Here is a 19327-nt window from a genome sequence, read left to right on the forward strand (position 1 = left end):
AACGCTGGTATTTCTCCAATCACAGCAAAATTCCTTGCACATATATTTAAAAAATTTATTCATCTGCTTTCTCCCTGGTGACAGCTACTACTACCTGCTTTCTAGGGCAACTGCTAATCAGTTCTGGATCTCTGAACATTCATCGTACATTGACCAAATTCACCGGCTCTTGAAATATAAATCACCCCAGAATGACAACGAATGGCTGTTGGCTTCAAGGATGGAGTTGGTGTTCTGTAGCTTTGCTTAAATCAGTTAATACTGATAAGATGGCTCTTAATATACTACTTACCATGACTGCTATTCTTGGAATAATAATAATTATGACTACTTCAATTAGATGGATTTCCGCTGAACTAAAGATACAATTACCCTTAACCCTGTAAACCTTCGAAAAACCCTTATCGAAAAACTTGAAAATATACTTTTACAAATTCCTAATAGTAAATTACTGCTCTATAGAAATTTTGTGAAATTGCCTCTAAATAAAAATCTCCAAGCACAATTCAAGGAATGTACTTGGAGATTACTTCGCTACTACCCTGCTTATTCAACTACTCTTTCTCAATGCCTCCAAACCAAGAGCCAATCCGCCGCATAAACCTGCATTATCTCCAAGTCCGGGCGGTACAATATAAGATTCTATTCCATCAGCCAGCTCCGCTAACTGTATATAATGATTAAGATTGTTCCGAACAACTCTATGGATTAGAGGGAATAATTGCTTCTGATGCATGACCCCTCCACCTAGAATGATCTTCTTAGGCATAAGCATCAATATGGTGTTCGTAAGAGCTTGCCCGATATAGTGTGCTTCGATTTCCCAAGCTGGGTGATTCGCCTTCAGCTCGTTGCCCTTTTCATTCCACCTTTTTTCGATTGCGGGACCCGATGCCATACCTTCCAGACAATCTCCGTGAAAAGGGCAGCATCCCGCGAAATTATCATCTATATGACGCTTCACAAGCACATGTCCTCCCTCAGGATGCATGAGACCATGAACAAGCTTTCCTTCGGCGATCGCCCCTAAACCAATACCCGTTCCAACCGTATAATAGACACAGCTATCTAATCCTTTGGCACTTCCCCACGTCGCCTCAGCCAGAGCTGCCGCATTAACATCCGTATCAAAGCCGAAAGGGATATCGAATTGCTCCTGCAAAGCACCCAAAAAGTTATAATTCGACCATCCCGGCTTTGGCGTAGTCGTCACATACCCGTATAAAGGACTCTTCGGATCAATATTGAGCGGGCCAAATGATCCCAGCCCTATAGCCGCGACGCTCTTATCCTGAAAATATTGAATAATCTTCCCTATCGTCTGCTCAGGATCACCCGTTGGAAAGCTGATTCTCTCTTCCACCACACCATGCTCATTGCCGATGCCACATATAATTTTTGTTCCTCCTGCTTCAATAGCTCCTATATACATCATAAGTCCCTCCCCTTTTGTCATTCCTTGATGCTGGTACTAAGATCATGCCAATGCCGATCATAATAGACTGATGCCATCCAGTTTACGATAAACAGAATATATCATAATTCGTATGACTTTAAAAAGATCGTTATGGAGATTCATAAGCTCAGATTTACCCTGTTGAGTACCCTCGATATGCTGGCTATTGGGCACGTAAGTAATCTGCTGATGGTTGAGTATGTGAGGTACTACGAGTACTACGAGGTACTACGACAAACTAAGAATAGCTTGAGCTTAGGAGCTGCCGCTATGAGGCAAAATCACATATGTATGAGGATAATCACCTATAATTGAGACGAATAACGACGAAAATAATCAGATATGAGGTAAACCTCATATCTCAGGAGGCTAGGCTCTTGAAGTATGAGGCTAGCCTCATACTATGCTTTTCGTGCTGCGTCAGCAGGTTATATGTATGAGGATAGCCTCACAGAAGAGTGAGGCTGATGGTGCGCTCGCAAGGATGGACAGGTTAGTTGAGTAAATAGTAAGTGATTGTGTAGGAGGTACAATGAGAAACTTTCCTTTACAGGTGAGTGAACATCATCCGTCTGTCTGGCAATAGATAATATATTGCTACTGTCAGCTAGTAACCAATTGAGAACTCTGGAAACTCAGTAGTTTACGATAAGGTTCGGAGGTCCGGGTTCCGGGTTCCGGGTTCGGGGTTCCGGGTTCGGGGTTCGGGGTTCCGGGTTCCTCCCGTTTCCCTTTCACGGCTTGCCCAAGCAAGCCATTCAAAAGCTTTCGCTTGTTCCTCCAACCGCTTAACAAAGCAGCGATCAATCAAAATAAAAAGGGATGAATCAGAAATCACCTGATCCATCCCTTTGTAAAACTTACTTTTGATAATGCCTCATGGCTCAAAAGACCCTAGCATTATGACTTAGGCGATACCGTACGCTTCACGAACAGAGCTAGAATTAATGCAGCAACGGCAAAGCCAAAGCCGATCATAAATGCATCATGCACACCAGCGACCATTGCTTCAGCCTGTTGGGCAGGCGCAGTCGGGTCAGCTGAATCGGTGAGGAAACGGCGTTGACCCGATGTCATCACACCGATGAATAGAGCAACCCCAATTGCTCCTGCCACTTGCTGCAGCGTATTAAGAATCGCTGTACCATGTGGATAAAAGCGGCTTGGGAGTTGATTCAAGCCATTGGTCTGAGCCGGCATCATAATCATCGAGATCGCAACCATCATACTAATATGCAGCCAGACATACGTCGTCTTCGACGTGTCTATAGATACTTGAGTAAAGAACCACATAATAATAACCAGAAGAGCTGTTCCTGGAATAACAAGCGCCCTTGGCCCAAATTTATCAAACAGCTTGCCTGTAAGCGGTGAGATCAGACCATTCAATAAACTTCCCGGAAGCATAATCAATCCTGATGTAAATACAGACAACAAGAGTGCGCCTTGGAACAGGAATGGAAGCAATGACATCGTAGAGAACAAAGTCATCATCATAATAATGAGCAAGATCGCTGTCAAAGTAAACATCGGATAACGGAAAGCTCGCAGATCCATTAAAGGCTCTTTGACTGACAACTGTCTTAGCACGAATAGCAGAAGCGCTACTCCGCCAACGATGACAGTTCCATATACCTCTGGGCTTGACCAACCGCCATGGCCCTCTCCAGACATACTAAATCCATACACAATGCCGCCAAAACCGATCGTGGACAAAATAAGCGACAATACGTCTACCTTAGGCTTTGTTGGCGTCGATACATTCTTCAAAAATACGAAGGCAAATATAATGGAGAAAACCGCGAATGGCAGAACCATATAGAACAACCAGCGCCATTCGAATGATTCCAGAATAAGTCCAGACAGCGTAGGACCAATCGCTGGAGCGAACATAATAACAAGACCAATACTACCCATTGCCGCTCCACGCTTCTCAGGAGGATACAAAGCAAGAATCGTATTCATAAGAACGGGAAGCATGAGACCTGTTCCTCCTGCTTGCAGCAGACGACCGATCAGAAGAACAGAAAACTCTGGAGCAATACCACATACCAGTGTTCCCAGAGAAAATAGGGTCATAGCCCCCAAAAACATTTGCCTTGTTGTGAACCATTGCACAAGCAATGCAGAGGCCGGGACTAGTACGCCGACTACGAGCATATAGCCCGTTGCCAGCCATTGAAGCGTTGGTGCCGACACTTTAAGCTCAATCATTAATTCAGGAAAGGCGATATTCAATAGCGTTTCATTCAAAATCGAGAAAAATGCCCCGATAATAAGTGATATTAGTATTGGCAGCCTCTTTACATTCCCCAAGTCCGGCGCATCCGGAGCTTTCATAGCACTTGCGGTATTCACAATAATTTCCTCCTCAACTCTACTAGAGGTAATTATAGTACATTATTCATGCCGTTTTCAAATGAATTCCTTGCAAATAAAATTTGTAATTATCATTACAAAACAAAATTACTTTAGTTCTAAAATACTTGTTGAGAAATCCCAAAGATAGATGTATAATCCAATTGAATTACAGATGATACCTCCACTTACTTATTCATTCCTGCGATCCTCAGATTTTACTCCAGCCTAATTTTTTCAACCTGTCTTACTTCCAAACGATTGTACCAACTAGATACGCCGAATTTTCAATCTTCGATTATCAAACTTACTATTGCCGCCAGTTAAAAATCTGAAGCAGAGACTGGTTTCTTAGCTTTGCCCTTTTTTCAACTGCCCTTTGGTATAGGCTCCATATGAGTTTATATATACGCCATCCCTACAAGGAGGAGGATGCCGCCACTGCTGCTCGAGGGCCTTACGCGGCCGCGAGAATTGTACATGCGGGAGGAGTTGATCAACAACCTATACCATAGCTTTAGCAGGATTGCATTGAAAATTAGTTCCACACTAAAAGGAGGAAAATAATTTTGACGTACAATCGTTTATCTAATTCGCTTATGTTAAGGCTGTTGATTGCAAGTGGCGCTCTTCTTCTTATTATTATGGCCTCAATGGTTTTCACTGGAAAAGCCTCAGCGCATGGTTATATTGACTCTCCGCATAGCCGGGCTGACTATTGCGCAAGCGGTGTTAATAAAAACTGCGGGGCTATTATTTATGAACCGCAAAGCTTGGAAGCCCACAAAGGATTCCCGGCCGCAGGTCCGGCAGATGGAAAAATAGCAAGCGCTTCCGGGATTTTCCCTCAATTGGATCAGCAAACCGCAGCTCGCTGGACTAAGGTACCTATTGCAGCTGGATCTACCACATTCCATTGGACAATCGAGGCTAATCATGCCACTACGAGCTGGAAATATTACATCACGAAGCAAAATTGGGACCCTAACCAGCCTATTAGCCGCGATCAACTGGACCTTACGCCCTTCTGCAACGTTAATTACAAAGGCAAGCAGCCTCCTCACTCTTACTCGGATACTTGCACCGTGCCTAGCCGCACTGGTTATCAAGTCATCCTAGCGGTATGGGAAATCGCAGATACAGCTAATGCCTTCTATAACGTCATCGACGTGGATTTCGGCGGCGGAGCTCCTGCTGATACGGTTGCCCCAACTGCACCTGCCAATTTGGCCTTCTCGAACGTAGCTATTACAAGTGCTGCCCTTTCTTGGAGTGCAGCAACGGATAACGTAGCGGTTGCAGGCTACAAAATCTATAACAGCTCCACTTTGGTTGCTACCATTGCTAATGGATCTACCCTGTCTTACAATCTTACAGGCTTAACGGGCAATACTACTTATTCCTATACGGTTAAAGCCTACGATGCTGCAGGCAATCATTCAGCTGCAAGCAATGCCGTTACCTTCACTACACAACCGCAGCCAGTTGATAATACGGCACCGACAGCACCGTCTAACCTTGCCTCCTCGGCTATCACTTCTACGTCTGCCAAGCTGACTTGGAATGCTTCGACCGATAATGTTAGCGTGGCTAGCTATAACATTTATAATGGCACAACACTTGTAGGAACCACGAATGCAGCAACCTTGACTTATACAGTATCAGGGTTGACCGCTAATACTTCGTATACCTTTGCTGTTCGTGCTCTTGATGCAGCAGGCAATGTATCGACAGACAGCACAATAAGTGTCACAACCTCCAGTCCTCCGGCAATCTTACCTTGGACAGTAGGGACAACTTACGCAACGGGCTCTCTTGTCACCTATAACGGGCAAACTTATGAAGCTCGGCAGCCACACACAGCACTGGTTGGCTGGGAGCCAACTAGCGTTCCTGCATTATGGTTGTTAAAGCCGTAAATGCAGCATATCTAGTAAAAAGAGCAGGAGGGGCTAACCAGCCCTCTCTGCTCTTTTTACTATTTCCAGCCGCCGAAGCAATCATTCACTTCATCTATATAGATGAAGCAATTCATCAGTCCAGCTTTTTTAATTAAGTAAATAGCATTTCTTGAATATCGCCCAAGTACATAGGTGAAATTAAAACTGGTATAATTACAGTTATTTTACAATCAAAAGCGATTTTCTATTGACAATTCGTATTAATCCTATATAAATAGATTGTGTATCTTCTTACTCACTGGCCACTAAACAAAAATGGGGGAACAGAACGTTATGATCGAAATCGATAAGGTTAATAAAACGTTTCACCAACGTGACGGCAACCTTTTCCATGCTTTGGACGACGTCACATTCACGATAAAAGAAGGCGAGTTCGTCTCCTTGCTCGGACCATCCGGCTGCGGCAAATCAACAGTTTTGAACTTAATCGCCGGGTTTGACAAAAGCTCCCAAGGAACGATCAAGGTTAATGGCAGCAATGTTAAGGAGCCGGGACCTGACCGTGTCGTTGTATTTCAGGAGCATGGGCTATTCCCATGGCTGACTGTTCTTGAGAATGTCGCTTTTGGCTTGAAGCAGAAGGGCATGTCCAAAAAAGAAAGAACCGCGATTGCGCTGGAGCAAATTCGTGCAGTCCACTTAAGTAAATTCGCGGACCGCTATCCGCATGAGCTCTCAGGTGGAATGAAGCAAAGGGCCGCTATCGCGCGTGCACTTGTGATGGACCCGCAAATTTTATTGATGGATGAGCCTTTTGCTGCACTCGATGAGCAGACGAGACTGGTGCTTCATCAAGAATTAGAAGAAATCTGGATGCGCACAGGCAAGACGGTGCTGTTCATTACCCATAATATCCGCGAGGCGGTTATGCTATCTGATCGCGTATTGGTCATGTCGACAAGGCCGGGCAAGATTAAGAAAGAATTCGTCGTACGAGCCGCAAGACCTCGGGATGGTTCGGATTCCGTGCTGCATCATGTGGAGCGCTCTATTATGGAATGCTTGGCAGACGAGCTAGAGAAAGTCGTAAAGGAGGAAATGGGCGATGACACGTACAGCCTTAAGAAAAACGGTCTTTCTGATCATACTTTTGGTAACATGGGAAGCGGCATATAGACTGATTGGCTGGGAGGAATGGAAGTTCCCTTCCCTATTCCAGACAGCACAATCCTTTTACGATGGATTCGCACATGGGCAGCTGCTTGAAGCGATTGTTAACTCCCTGCGCAGACTGCTTATCGCCTTTGCCCTATCCCTAACGATCGGCATGCTGCTTGGGCTGCTGTTCGCCAAATCGAAGCTGGTCGATGATACGTTAGGCTTCGTAGTCATTGCCTTGCAGACTGTACCCAGTATCGCATGGCTGCCCTTCGCTATTATTTGGTTCGGCTTCAATGACACGTCGGTTATTTTTATAACCACATTAGGAGCGACTTGGACGATGTCGCTCGCTACGCGAACCGGCATAAAAAATATTTCGCCAATCTATATTCGCGCGGCACAGACACTGGGGACAGGAAGCGGCTGGAAGCTGTTCGTCCAAGTGCTAATTCCCGGGGCCTTCCCACATATAATGACGGGGATTCGCGTGGCATGGGCATTCGCTTGGCGCGCACTCGTTGCTGGCGAATTAATCGCCAATGGCGCTGGTCTTGGGCAGTTGCTGCAGGATGGCAGAGGACTCGGCGATACGGCTCTGATGCTGAACGTCGTTATCATTATCGCTGTACTCGGCACCATCTCAGATCACTTCTGCTTCCGCCGTCTGGAAGACAAGCTGCTCATTCGATATGGGCTCGATAACAGTACCAAATAAAAAGTTATTTACAAATGAATTAATTCCGATATAATTAGTTGGTATAATACAAAACTATAAAAAAGCAATGCGGAGAGGGTTGGCGAGAAAATGAAAAAAACAGCGGGTCTTATTCTTTCATTGATTTTCGTTCTACTATTAGCAGCATGCGGTGCTAACGAAGCATCACCGAACAATACTAACAAACAGCCGAGTGCTACAGATGGCGAATCACAAAAACCAGTTACCGTGAAGATTGGCATATTCAAAAATGTCACGCACGCTGCAGGTTATATTGCCTTGGAGAACGGCTATTTCCAAAAAAACTTTGGTGATCATGTGAAGATTGAAGTACAAGCCTTCGATAATGGCTCTGACTTCTCCACAGCTCTGGCAACTGGGCAGATCGACTTCGGTTATACAGGACCTGGACCTTCCACGAACCAATTCCTGAAAAGCAATAACTTCCGCGTTATCTCTGGTGCAGACAACGGCGGCGCAGTTCTTGTAGCAGGTAAAGATTCCGGAGTAAAAACAGTGAAAGACCTAGTCGGCAAGACGATCGCCATTCCGACAAAAGGAAGCACGAATGAAATTTCACTGCGACTGCTGCTTGAGCAGGAAGGCGTAAAGGTTACAACAGATAAGTCCGGTGCACAGATTGTTGCTCGTGCACCATCAGATACACTCGTAGCGCTTCGCCAGAACGAAGTACATGCAACGCTGATTCCTGAGCCTTGGGGCACACAAATCGAGCAAGAGGGCATCGGTAGTGTAATCGTTCCTTGGGATCAAATCCCGCCAAACAACGGTGACTACCCATTAGTTATTCTCGTTGCTAGCGATAAGTTCATCAGCGAGCATAGAGATTTGGCAAAAGCAGCAGTAAAAGCGAATATCGAAGCGATCGACTTCATCGGAGCCAACCCGGATCAAGCTTATGAGCTGATCAACAAGCGTCTAAGCGAGCTTAGCGGCAAAGGACTTGATGTTGAATTGATCAAGGCAGCGCTCTCCCACATGAAATTAACGCCTGACGTTAGCCTCGCTGCAATTGAAGAAATGGCGAAGGTATCCATTGAAGCTGGCTACATTAAAGACATCACTGTAGACACGCTGGATTTGAGCAAATTTGTTGATACTTCCCTGTTAGAAGAAGTACAAAGTGAGAAATAATCATTACCCTGCATAAAAAGAGAGCTCCTCATTCCAATCGGATGAGGAGCTCTCTTTTTTCACGTTCGCTAAAAAGCAATGGCTTCCCTGTCTGTCATTATTTCAATCGAACTTTTCGATTCACAAAGTAAATGCTCAGCAAGATAAACACAAGGCCTATCAATAGTGAGACGGTAAACGGCTCATTCAGGAATATAGTACCCGCCAGAATCGCAACCAATGGAATAAGAAACGTATAGGATGCCACCTTGCTCGCTTCGCCGGAATCGATCAGCTTATAGAAGACTAACCAACCAATCGCAATAACGAATATCGATATGAACAATAAGCAGATTACAAACAGCGGAGACCATTCCACGTCCGACCAGCTCTCCATGCTAGAGCCCAGCACTGTCATAACCACTCCGCCTATTAGTAGTTGATTCGTAACGAGCCAGATTGGATCGACTCTTGGACCATTTTTTTTAACATAAACCGTACCTAATGCCCAGGTAAGTCCAGAGCCTAGAGCGAGCAAGATCCCTGTTACTGAAATATGTCCAGATAAGCCGCCTGCACCGCTTGATATGATGGCAACGCCGGCGAACCCTAGAACAAGCCCTGTAATCTTCAGCCCATTCATCGCTTCTCCCAGCCACAGCCATGAGAAAATCCCTACTAGCACAGGTTGCAGGTATACAATGGCAGAGAACAGCCCGGAAGGCAAGTAATTCAGCCCAATCGTCTGAAGGCTGTAATAGAGAATGACATTGAACAAAGCAGAGAACATATAAATTGGCCATGTATTTCTGAAATTTAACCGATTTAATCTCGGAATCGCCACCATCAGCAGCAGCAAGCCGCCAATCAAGGTCCGTAATCCTGAGAAGAGAACCGGTGGAATATAAGATAGAGCAAATTTAGATAATGGGAAATTAATTCCCCAGACGAGAACCAGAAAAGTAATGAATACAATCGTTTGCTTTTTTGATAACTTATGCATATCCCACAATCTCCTTATGTCTGCTACTGGATGATGAATTCTATTATAAAGGATTAAGACGCAAATAATAGATTTTCCATCAAAAAAAGCCGCCAATCATGTCGAAATCCATGTAGTGGCAGCTTGTTTCTCCTATTAATGGTTATTCCCTTATTCCAAGCGTTCATACAAAAAATCAACAATATGCACAGCTTCCATTTCATCCGTCTTGCCATGCTTGTCGATGCCAAGCTTCATCTGGAGAAGGCAACCGGGATTGCTTGTTAATAAGTAACGTGCATTAGTCCGGTTGGCATGCTCCATCTTATGCTCAAGCAATTGCCCAGCCATCTCAGGCTGAGTCACATTATAAATGCCTGCTGATCCGCAGCAGCGGTCTGGTTCCTGCATCTCTACGAATTTCACACCTGCAATCTGCTTCATTAATTGCCTTGGGGCTGACGCGCTCTTCATCACATTGCGAAGATGGCAGGAGTCTTGATAAGTAATCGTTGTGGACTCGAAGGGATGTCCCATTTCCGTGACGGACGCAGAGAATTGAGGAACTCTGCCTTTCTCTAGAACAAGCTGGCTAATATCGATAACCCGCTTCGCGAACCAGACGGAATCCTCTTGCCATTGTTCATCCTCATGAAGCAAATGATCATATTCCACCAGCAGAGCGCCGCAGCCTCCCGCATTTGAGACAATATAATCTACTCCAGAGGCTTTGAACGCCTCGACATTGGTTCTCGCAAGTTCTCTAGCTTGCTCCATCTCCCCGCTGTGAGCGTGGAGAGCACCGCAGCAAACCTGACTTTCCGGGATGACCACGTCGAAGCCCGCCTCAGACAATAGCTTGACCGTATTTACATTTGTGCCGGCGAACATGACATCCATTATGCATCCTCGGAACAAGGCTACCTTTGCAATCGGCTCTCCCTTAGCTGGATAGAAGCTGCCAAAGCGCTCGATCACTCCTGCAGCTGTTGCTTCGGGCAAAATCCGCTCCATCTCACGCAAATGCGCCGGAAAGAGACGCATAATGCCGGTCCCTCTTGTTAAACGCTGAAGGCCGGATTTCTGATAAAATTGCATAGACCTGCCGAGCCATTGCAACCTGCTCCGATGCGGGAAAACCTCTTCGAAAAACAGCTTGCGGAGACCTTTGACAGGAGCACGATGGCTGGCATGATCCTCGATTGCATCACGCGCCTGCTCGATCAACTGTCCATATTTCACATCAGCAGGACAAGCAGGCTCACAGGCACGACAGCCGAGGCAATGATTCATCTGCTCTTGAAAAGCCTGATCCGGCTCCATCACCCCATCTGCGACAGCCTTCATTAATGCAATTCGTCCGCGCGGCGACTCCGGCTCACCCCTGTTTCCTGAAAGGTAGGACAGGCGGGCAGACAAAAGCCGCAGCGCATACAATTCGTCAATTGATCATAATCCAACTTCTCCAGCAATGTACGTGACAAGGGATTCGTATGCTCGATATCAGGCTTCTTCCGTGCCCTTCAACTCTGAGCGCACCAACCTCACTTTTCTGTGAGGTTATCCTCATCCATTCTAACTGCTCTCCCGGCATTATAACTCTTCTATGAGGCTAAACTCATATCTCAGGAGCCCAGCCTCCTGAGGTATGAACCTCACCTCATACATCCCAGCTTTCCTCACTATTCTCCGTAATTATAGGTGCTTATCCTCATATATTCGTGAGTTTGCCTCATAGCGGCTGATCTTTTCTACTCAACTAACCTTCCCTTCAACTCCGAGCGCACTAACTCATTATCTTAGTTCCTCGTAATCCCGCCTAGTTCCTCACGTAATGCACATCATAACTAAACATCCGTTCAACGCAGCAGAAGGTCCCGCAACAACAAACGGTCAGTTTTCCAACTCACCCGTACATAAGTAACCTATCCTCAACTCCAAGCTTACCAGCTTCTGTGAGGACAGAGCTTCTACTTCCTTACTAGAAGAAGATCAATCTATTACACCATAATCATGGTATAATAAGTAAAATTTAAGATGAAATTCATAACCTAAAGATTAAGGGGATTAGTATTTATGATTCTAGAAGCAGTTATGCTGCAAGTTAAAGCAGACAGGGAGCAAGAATATGAAGAAGCATTCCGTCAGGCCTCTTCTATCATTTCGTCTATGAACGGTTATATTAGCCATGAATTACAGCGTTGTATGGAGGCAAGGGGGAAATATCTTCTGCTCGTTAATTGGGAAACGCTTGAGGACCATACTGTGGGCTTCCGTCAGTCCGAGCAATATCAACAATGGAAAGAACTATTGCATCCATTTTATGATCCTTTCCCGACAGTCGAGCATTTCACTCAGGTAGTACTATCTTAGCTCAAGGAGAACGAACAAATGAATACAATCGAATACAAAGCATTTTATGAAAAGGTTGGAAAAGCAAATGGATGGGATTTCAGTAAATTGAAGTTCGTTTCTGAGGGCGTACAATGGGATTTTTATACGGAGGTTACGCGAGCTTGCAAAAAATCTGATCTATTGCTGGATATCGGGACTGGTGGCGGAGAAGCACTATTACCGATTACGGATTCTGCTTTATTGTTAGTTGGAATCGACCTTTCCTCTGCTATGATCGAGAAAGCACACCACAACTTACAGCAGACGGACAAGACAAATATACGCTTCTTCCAAATGGATGCCATGCAGTTGAATTTCCCTGACGGCTTCTTCAACATTGCCTCCTGTAGGCATTCCAGCTTCTGTGCGCTCGAAGTAGCAAGAGTACTCGCCAAGGACGGCCTTTTCTTAACACAGCAAGTAGGTGAACAGGATAAAGCCAATCTCAAAGCAGCCTTCGGCAGAGGACAAGCATTTGATGTCAAGGAAGATACATTGAAAGACCAGTACATAGCCGAACTGAATAAGGCCGGCTTTACTGATGTTCAGTCTCTGAAATGCAATGCAACCGAATATTATGAAACTGCCGAGGATTTGCTCTTCTTGTTGAAGCATACGCCTATTATTCCCGATTTCGGTCATACGGAGACTGATTTCCACATTCTCCAACAATTCATTGCCGATAATCAAACACCAAAAGGAATACAAACCAATTCTGAACGCTTCATGATTATTGCCCGGAAGTAAAGTAATTAACCTCGTTTATTTTCCGGGAAATGATACTCAACCTATTTGTTCGAGATTAGCTGCTGGGTCTGTTCAGCAAGCCTATAAAAACACTAAGCAGACCCAGCCCCATCAAGATCTTGATCTTCTCTAGCCTGCTTCAGCCATCGCCTCATTCCTATTCCCTTCATACATGACCATCGCACGATACTTCGAATCTTGTTGCATTAGTGAATCATGCGAGCCCATCTCTGCAATTCCTCCTTCATGTAGAACAACGATTACATCACTGTCACGTATCGTCGATAATCGATGGGCAATGACGATGGTTGTTTTATTACTTCGTTCACTCTTGAGGTTTTTCTGAAGAAGGCGTTCCGTTTCCAGATCAAGTGCAGAAGTCGCTTCATCTAGAATTAATAGCTCTGGATTGCGAAGAAGTGCCCTGGCAATGGCAATTCGCTGCCTTTGTCCACCAGACAAAGTAATGCCTCTCTCTCCAATCCGAGTCCCTAAGCCATCTGGCAAAGAAACAACAAACGACTCAATCTGAGCGAGTTGGCATGCTCGCATCAGCTCTTCGTCTGTGAAGCTCTCATTGCCCATTTGCAAATTATTGCGTAATGTATCATGAAATAAATACGGCTCCTGCATCACAATCGCAATTCTTTCTTTCCACTGAGATAAGTGCAATTGATTCAGGGGTGCTCCGTTCACCAGAATGCGGCCTTTAACAGGATCATAAAATCTCGCAAGCAAAGACACTATAGTGGATTTCCCGCAGCCGCTTTCGCCTACGATCGCGACGGTCTGTCCAATAGGAATAGCAAGATTGATTTGCTTCAAGACGTCACGGTCATTGCCTTCATACTGAAAGCTGACTTCCTCAAAGGAAATATAGCTGAGCTCCCCACATAGATCTTCTTCTCCCTCAGCCTGTACGTCAGCCTCTGTAAAATCCCGCAGCCGATCCACATGAGTCAAGTGAGTCCAAATATCATTGCTGACCTCGAATAAAGCTTGCAGCGTACTAAGCAATTGTGTGGAGAACATGTATGCGATGACATAAGTACCGACCGATAGATTGTGCTCCATGACCAGATAACCGCCGAATAATAGAACGAACAGCCGCGCTCCCCATTGCAAGGGCTCTGTAGTAAACATCCTCACATTCAGCAGTTTAACTTCATTCATTACCCGCTGAAAAAAAGCATCGAAAGCGCTGTTATAGCGCTGCTTCTCCCAAGCTCCCTGGTGAAAAGCAATTACCTCTCTTGTAGCCGAGATGCCTTCCTCCAAATACACCCCTATTTTATGCTTGGCATCCCATGACTTTCCTGATGCTTCTTGGGCCACCTTCCCAAATTTCCATCCGAGAAAAATATAGAATAATGCGGTTCCCATACAAATAGCAAGCATCATAGGATGAACCCAGAATAAAAAGCCGGAATAAGCTATTGCGATAATGACCTGCTGCATGAAGGTCCACAGCCGATCAGAGAAAGCAAAAGAAACCAAGTGAATATGCCATTGAAAAAGCCCAAGCACCTCACTCGTTCTTAGCTTCACAAGGCGGGCTACCGGCAGCTTGAACAAATAGTGCATTAACCACTCTGAGAGCTTAAAGCGAATGCCTGTGTAATTTTTCAAAGAAATGAGAGGACTAATAAAGATCAATAAAGAATGAACAACATAACAAATAGCCATTCCTATTAGAATGCTTCGATAATGATCACGATTATTGCCTAATATGACATCGTCAATTAATCGCTGCTGCAGTACAGATCCTATGAATTGAGCGATCATCTGAATGCTGGTTACCCCTATAACGAGAATTAATAAAAGCTTATGCTGCTTAATATGCTTCCACACCCAGCGCAGCTGCTTCATCCTTATTCACCTCCTTATGTTCGCCTGCTACCAATCGAGTGAAAGCTCCGTTCTTGCTCATCAACTCGTCATAAGTGCCCGCTTCAACAATCCGGCCGCCTTCCAAATAAACGATCTTGTCATAATCCATAATCGTCGAGATTCGATGTGCGACAGTTATGGTTGTCGTGTGCCTCATATGGGTACGCAGAGCTGCTGTAACGAGCAGCTCGTTCTCATTGTCTAACGCAGAAGTAGCTTCATCGAGCAGCAATAGCTTAGGCTTCTTGAGGAAGACGCGAGCGAGAGCAATCCTTTGCTTTTGTCCGCCGGATAGAATAACCCCTCGTTCTCCCACCAAGGTGGCATAGCCTTGAGGCAGATGGCTGATGAATTCATGCGCTGAGGCCATCTTAGCTGCTTGGATCACCTCTTCCTCTGTTGCAGAAGGAGCTCCGAATGCAATATTTTCTCTCACTGTATTTCCGAAAAGGTATGTTTCCTGAAACACGACCCCTACAGCTTCCCGCAGCGTCTCGAAGGAAAGCTTCCGTATATCTACACCGTCAATCCGAATTGTGCCGCTTTGTACATCATAGAAGCGCGGAATCAGCTTGAGCAGTGTAGACTTCCCTTCCCCGCTAGGTCCAATAATAGCCACTCTTTCCCCCGCCTGTACTTGCAGCGAGAAGTTGTTAATAACAGCTGTGCCATTCGGATATGCGTAGGTCACATCCTCCAGATCTATTTGGCCCATGATTTCACCTATTTGCTGAGGATGCTCTGGTTCGCTCACCTCGGGCTCAAGCTGCATCAAATCATGCAATCGGGCCATCTGATTAATTAATACTTTAACCTCAGTCAATATCGAAATCATCGCAGACAAATAGAGCATCGCAGGAAAAAAATAAAGCAGAAAAGCAGCTACAGCACCAACCGTCAACTCATTCAGATTCGCAAGCTGTACCCCATATACAATTGCAGCAAGCCCGCCTGCATAATAAAAGAACATTCTTACCGCATTTCTCAAATTCATGAAGCTATATGAACGCAGCAGCATATCATTATGCAGCTTCAATCGGGCTAAGCCCCTTCGCTTATCCCATGCTTCCCCATTATTCGCCTTAAGCTCCAGTTGAGCCGATATCGTCTCATGAAGCTTTTGATTCAAACGGATTCGCTCATCTGCCCAACGCTTCCCGTAGTATGAAATTTTCCTTTCAATTACCGGGCCCACCAAATAATAAAGAATAATGGTTGGAAAAATGACCAAAGTGAGCTTAATGCTTATCGACAGCATCAGAATAATAGAAACAACAGCAAACAAGCTCTTATTAAGCAATCGAGGCAGCAGCCTGCGATACATCCCTTGCAGTGTATCTACCTCTGATTGCATCAGGCTGATGCTCTCTCCCACAGGATGCTGATCAAAATAAGCAAAGCCTAATCTTCTAATCTGATCAAAAATAGTAGATTGTATGTTTCTAGAGATTCGCTCCTGCATCGCCCGCTCTACGCGGTTATTTACAGCTTGCAGCACGACTATTCCGATTAAAAGCACTAGCAGCAACGGGATGAGTTCGAATAATTGCGCAGTACGTCCATTCGGTATAACATGGTCCAGTATGTATTGAATGAATTTGGGAATGATCAGTTCTGCAAGTGCCACTAATGCTCCTAATAGAATCGTAATACAAAAGATCCATTTATAAGGTTCAAGGTAGGAGAGCATCCATACGAGTATGTCACGGCTACTTTTTTTCTCAGTGGCTGCTTCCATCTTGCGAGAAATTACGGTCTTCAAATTTCCATCCCCTTTTACAATAGCAACTATTAATTAGAATATTTATCCAATAGAACCATAGTACTATAGATGTGATTGCAATGGGAATTAAATTGTTGCCCCTAATAAAAAATAACCCGCGATCATGGTCGCGGGCTTTTCGATAATTCTTAAATTAGTATTCTTTTTAATGCATAATCCTCCCTGATTTGATTAAAAATAAGCTTTGTCTTTCCAAACACAACCATTATGGAGGAGTGATCGTTATGCGTGAAGGTTTGATTCCCGCCGTTCTTGGAACTGTGGTAACGGCTTCTGCTGCTTCACTGCTTGGAGGCAAGTATAAACTTGCTGCAACAGGTGTACTCGGGTTTGGGTTAGCCCATGTCCTACTAGGTGCAATTGATCTTGTTGAACATAAGTAATGTGCTTGGAACGATGTAGTGAGGATAAAAACTCTCTGCAAGGCTGTCGAGACGTTCTCGACAGCCTTTTATTATGGTTCGCTGTCTATGTAAGTAAATCCACTATCCTATGAAGCTGTGGATTTACCACTGGCATGCCAAAGCTAATGACGTGCCATAAGATAAGGAGCCAATTCTCTTGCAATAACTTGATGCCCCCGATCATTCGGGTGAATAGGCAGAAAACCGCTTAACGCGTCTTCTATTCTTCCTCTTCGATAGCCGTAGATTAGCTCTGCCTGTTTTCCTTCAAACCATCTATGGGCGGGAGCGATTCTTACATTGTAATGATGGGCAACATCGGCCGTTGAATCATTCAAGCGATCTATCGAGTCTGCTGCCAAAGCGCTATTCGGAAAAGGGTTGTATTGTGTGCAACAAATGATTCTGGCATGGCTTTTGCTTTGTATTTGCTCCAGAATCGCGCGTAAATTTCTTCTGTAGTGGTACAGAACTGGTTTTATAGCCAAGGGCTGCCGATTTTTAAGTGAAAAAAGCGCTGCATTCGCTAAATCCACTCCTCCGATCCATATCGAAACGACATTGGATTGACTAATAATAGAGGACCCTTGCCACAGCACAGCATCTAATAAGTCTTTGCTGCTCCAGCCAGGGCGTGCCACAACATACCCAGTAACTTTACGAGAGCGTGAATTCAAAGCCGATACGGCTAATTGGGGATAAGCTCTTGCCAAAGAGGACGCATTCTCCCCGAACGTTATCGAATCTCCAAGAGCTGTGTAGATCAATCCAACACCCTCCACCCCATCTTTAATCTTGCAACTATAGTATTGCAATCCTGTACCGGAGGTGTGGACATTTATAGCTGGAGCCCCATTATTCTTTCAATACAAGCTGTAGGTTCTCTATAAATGCTGATTAAAAAAATCTAGTACATATTCATTAACGGCAGCTGCTCCTATATTTCCATCCAACTCTCCGGTCATTCCTGTTATTCGCAGGAGACTAGAGAATAGCTGCAAATCGGTGAAATTGTAATGACCCGTCCCTTCAATCATGATTCGATTCCCGCCATGGTAAGCTGCCGCATTCATAACAGCTTCCTCTTCCATAACTTGCTTATTATTATACTCACGCTTCTTGGCCGCCACATATTCCTCTGATTCCAGGAACAAGAAAGGCTTCTTCAATTGCTCTTGATCATGAATCCCAAACAAAGTTCCATCCATATCGACCCCTGCTTTAACTGCTGGCATTCCATATGCGCCCTGATACGCAACAGCACCTCCGAACGAGTGTCCAAGCAGTCCGATGCGATTCAAGTCCAAATCCCCCTTCAATTGGCTAGGGATTCCTCCCTCATTGAGTACCCCTAATTGTTGAATGACGAACGCAATATCCTCCATCCAGACTCTGCCAATCCCGCTGCTCAATTGTTCAAAATCACTTTGGCCAATTTCGGTTCGCATCCCTGTTACCGTACCATCAGGAAACACGGTAGCGGTTGTACTATAGGTATGATCAATAGCAGCCACAACATAGCCATGACTAGCTAGATTCTCCGCTTGAGAAGTATGCAGAATCTTCCCTGTTCCCATGCCATGGCTTAGCACTATTAACGGAAAAGAAGCTGCTGAAGCTATCGGCTCTGCTTCCTCATAGGCATTCGTACGGATATATTTCCAATAGTCCAAAAACAAAGAAGGGATCCCTAACTGAGCAGAGTAAGCCACAGTGACTTTATGGAATACTTCTCTAGCTTGAGGAAATAGGAAATTCGGTCCCTGTGCCGGATCTGAATCAGCAGGGTACCAGAGCTGCACCATGAGTTCCCTCTTGTCAGTACCAATCTCTGTATTCATCTCTTCTCTGTTAAGGTCTGTGAAATGCAAGGTTTGCGTACCGACTGAATAGGCACCCGTTGGCTTCGGCAAATCAAATACAGGCGCATAAGAAGCGATTAATGCCGAGCCCGCAATAAGAAGAACTGCTATGAGGTAGAGACTACCCCTCAATAATCTTTTTAATCGAGTAGCTGTCTGTGCGAAGGAGTAACGCAAGCCTATGAGTACACTCATTAAAAGCGTCAGGGCATAGACGAAGAATAACTGCCATCTATATCCCTCTAAAAACCATTGTGCGATTAGTACAGCAAGGCTTGGCAGCACAACGAGAATTCCTGCTCTCCGGGGCATCTTTCCAGAAAAATACCCATACACCAGCAATACCGTACATGCCAGCAACAGCAAAACTTCAAATGATCTCACTTTAATACTCCCCCTAAATGATTATCTGCCGGCATTACACGCGACAATTCTATCCTAAAGCACGAAGTTTAAAGGAGAAGATGCATTCGTTTAAAACGGGTTTAAATTTGAGGATAAATCTCCAACCGCCTATTTTACAAATAATGATAATATTAT

14 protein-coding genes and 1 pseudogene are annotated in these 19327 nt (G+C 44.9%); 7 read left to right on the top strand and 8 right to left on the bottom strand.

From position 1 onward, the window contains the following. Nucleotides 1-550: 550 nt before the first annotated feature. Both AC50YO_RS14390 and AC50YO_RS14395 read right to left on the bottom strand, forming a co-directional pair. Nucleotides 551-1432, bottom strand: a complete 882-nt coding sequence (locus AC50YO_RS14390) for an ROK family protein (protein ID WP_494847947.1) — start codon at nucleotides 1430-1432, stop codon at nucleotides 551-553. A 924-nt stretch (nucleotides 1433-2356) separates the two neighbouring features. Beyond that, nucleotides 2357-3796 (bottom strand): MDR family MFS transporter, encoded by a 1440-nt coding sequence (locus AC50YO_RS14395; protein ID WP_494848123.1) that lies wholly within the window; start codon nucleotides 3794-3796, stop codon nucleotides 2357-2359. A gap of 587 nt (nucleotides 3797-4383) precedes the next feature. On the opposite strand from AC50YO_RS14395, the gene AC50YO_RS14400 reads away from it, so the two are divergent. The 4 genes from AC50YO_RS14400 to AC50YO_RS14415 all read left to right on the top strand — a co-directional run bounded on the left by AC50YO_RS14400 (nucleotide 4384) and on the right by AC50YO_RS14415 (nucleotide 8746). Continuing rightward, complete coding sequence (locus AC50YO_RS14400; RefSeq protein ID WP_494847949.1) at nucleotides 4384-5733, top strand: lytic polysaccharide monooxygenase; 1350 nt, start codon at nucleotides 4384-4386, stop codon at nucleotides 5731-5733. Nucleotides 5734-6048: 315 nt separating this feature from the next. Further along, complete coding sequence (locus tag AC50YO_RS14405; protein WP_494847951.1) at nucleotides 6049-6891, top strand: ABC transporter ATP-binding protein; 843 nt, start codon at nucleotides 6049-6051, stop codon at nucleotides 6889-6891. Further along, complete coding sequence (locus AC50YO_RS14410) at nucleotides 6821-7591, top strand: ABC transporter permease (RefSeq protein ID WP_494847953.1); 771 nt, start codon at nucleotides 6821-6823, stop codon at nucleotides 7589-7591. Before AC50YO_RS14405 ends, AC50YO_RS14410 begins: the two co-directional genes overlap by 71 nt. A gap of 90 nt (nucleotides 7592-7681) precedes the next feature. Then, complete coding sequence (locus tag AC50YO_RS14415) at nucleotides 7682-8746, top strand: ABC transporter substrate-binding protein (RefSeq protein WP_494847954.1); 1065 nt, start codon at nucleotides 7682-7684, stop codon at nucleotides 8744-8746. Nucleotides 8747-8843: 97 nt separating this feature from the next. Here the strand turns inward: AC50YO_RS14415 and AC50YO_RS14420 are convergent, their stop codons facing one another. Beyond that, the gene (locus AC50YO_RS14420) at nucleotides 8844-9728 is read right to left on the bottom strand and encodes a DMT family transporter (RefSeq protein WP_494847957.1); all 885 of its coding nucleotides are present in this window, start codon (nucleotides 9726-9728) and stop codon (nucleotides 8844-8846) included. Nucleotides 9729-9878: 150 nt separating this feature from the next. Beyond that, nucleotides 9879-11140, bottom strand: a pseudogene (locus AC50YO_RS14425) ((Fe-S)-binding protein). Between the two features lie 643 nt (nucleotides 11141-11783). Here AC50YO_RS14425 and AC50YO_RS14430 point away from each other — a divergent pair. Together AC50YO_RS14430 and AC50YO_RS14435 are read left to right on the top strand one after the other, a co-directional pair. Next, the gene (locus AC50YO_RS14430) at nucleotides 11784-12080 is read left to right on the top strand and encodes an antibiotic biosynthesis monooxygenase family protein (protein WP_494847962.1); all 297 of its coding nucleotides are present in this window, start codon (nucleotides 11784-11786) and stop codon (nucleotides 12078-12080) included. Between the two features lie 18 nt (nucleotides 12081-12098). After that, nucleotides 12099-12848: a class I SAM-dependent methyltransferase gene (locus AC50YO_RS14435; protein WP_494847964.1), complete on the top strand. Its 750-nt coding sequence runs from the start codon at nucleotides 12099-12101 to the stop codon at nucleotides 12846-12848. Between the two features lie 129 nt (nucleotides 12849-12977). On the opposite strand, the gene AC50YO_RS14440 is transcribed toward AC50YO_RS14435, so the two are convergent. Both AC50YO_RS14440 and AC50YO_RS14445 read right to left on the bottom strand, forming a co-directional pair. Beyond that, a complete protein-coding gene (locus AC50YO_RS14440; RefSeq protein WP_494847967.1) occupies nucleotides 12978-14717 on the bottom strand; it encodes an ABC transporter ATP-binding protein in 1740 nt (579 codons plus the stop codon). Next, a complete protein-coding gene (locus tag AC50YO_RS14445; protein WP_494847969.1) occupies nucleotides 14683-16500 on the bottom strand; it encodes an ABC transporter ATP-binding protein in 1818 nt (605 codons plus the stop codon). Before AC50YO_RS14445 ends, AC50YO_RS14440 begins: the two co-directional genes overlap by 35 nt. A gap of 245 nt (nucleotides 16501-16745) precedes the next feature. On the opposite strand from AC50YO_RS14445, the gene AC50YO_RS14450 reads away from it, so the two are divergent. Then, nucleotides 16746-16904, top strand: a complete 159-nt coding sequence (locus AC50YO_RS14450) for an asparagine synthase (RefSeq protein WP_494847971.1) — start codon at nucleotides 16746-16748, stop codon at nucleotides 16902-16904. A 143-nt stretch (nucleotides 16905-17047) separates the two neighbouring features. On the opposite strand, the gene AC50YO_RS14455 is transcribed toward AC50YO_RS14450, so the two are convergent. Both AC50YO_RS14455 and AC50YO_RS14460 read right to left on the bottom strand, forming a co-directional pair. Next, nucleotides 17048-17692: an SGNH/GDSL hydrolase family protein gene (locus AC50YO_RS14455; protein ID WP_494847972.1), complete on the bottom strand. Its 645-nt coding sequence runs from the start codon at nucleotides 17690-17692 to the stop codon at nucleotides 17048-17050. Nucleotides 17693-17809: 117 nt separating this feature from the next. Continuing rightward, nucleotides 17810-19171, bottom strand: coding sequence for an alpha/beta hydrolase family protein (locus AC50YO_RS14460; protein ID WP_494847974.1), 1362 nt, complete (start codon nucleotides 19169-19171; stop codon nucleotides 17810-17812). Between the last annotated feature and the right edge of the window lie 156 nt (nucleotides 19172-19327).

Source organism: Paenibacillus sp. J22P59 (genome assembly GCF_059383895.1).

Excerpts from the sequence above, each read along its gene's own strand:
- AC50YO_RS14390 (WP_494847947.1), bottom strand. The coding sequence starts at position 1,432 with ATGTATATAGGAGCTATTGAAGCAGGAGGAACAAAAATTATATGTGGC.
- AC50YO_RS14395 (WP_494848123.1), bottom strand. The coding sequence starts at position 3,796 with ATGAAAGCTCCGGATGCGCCGGACTTGGGGAATGTAAAGAGGCTGCCA.
- AC50YO_RS14405 (WP_494847951.1), top strand. The coding sequence starts at position 6,049 with ATGATCGAAATCGATAAGGTTAATAAAACGTTTCACCAACGTGACGGC.
- AC50YO_RS14410 (WP_494847953.1), top strand. The coding sequence starts at position 6,821 with ATGACACGTACAGCCTTAAGAAAAACGGTCTTTCTGATCATACTTTTG.
- AC50YO_RS14415 (WP_494847954.1), top strand. The coding sequence starts at position 7,682 with ATGAAAAAAACAGCGGGTCTTATTCTTTCATTGATTTTCGTTCTACTA.
- AC50YO_RS14420 (WP_494847957.1), bottom strand. The coding sequence starts at position 9,728 with ATGCATAAGTTATCAAAAAAGCAAACGATTGTATTCATTACTTTTCTG.
- AC50YO_RS14430 (WP_494847962.1), top strand. The coding sequence starts at position 11,784 with ATGATTCTAGAAGCAGTTATGCTGCAAGTTAAAGCAGACAGGGAGCAA.
- AC50YO_RS14435 (WP_494847964.1), top strand. The coding sequence starts at position 12,099 with ATGAATACAATCGAATACAAAGCATTTTATGAAAAGGTTGGAAAAGCA.
- AC50YO_RS14440 (WP_494847967.1), bottom strand. The coding sequence starts at position 14,717 with ATGAAGCAGCTGCGCTGGGTGTGGAAGCATATTAAGCAGCATAAGCTT.
- AC50YO_RS14450 (WP_494847971.1), top strand. The coding sequence starts at position 16,746 with ATGCGTGAAGGTTTGATTCCCGCCGTTCTTGGAACTGTGGTAACGGCT.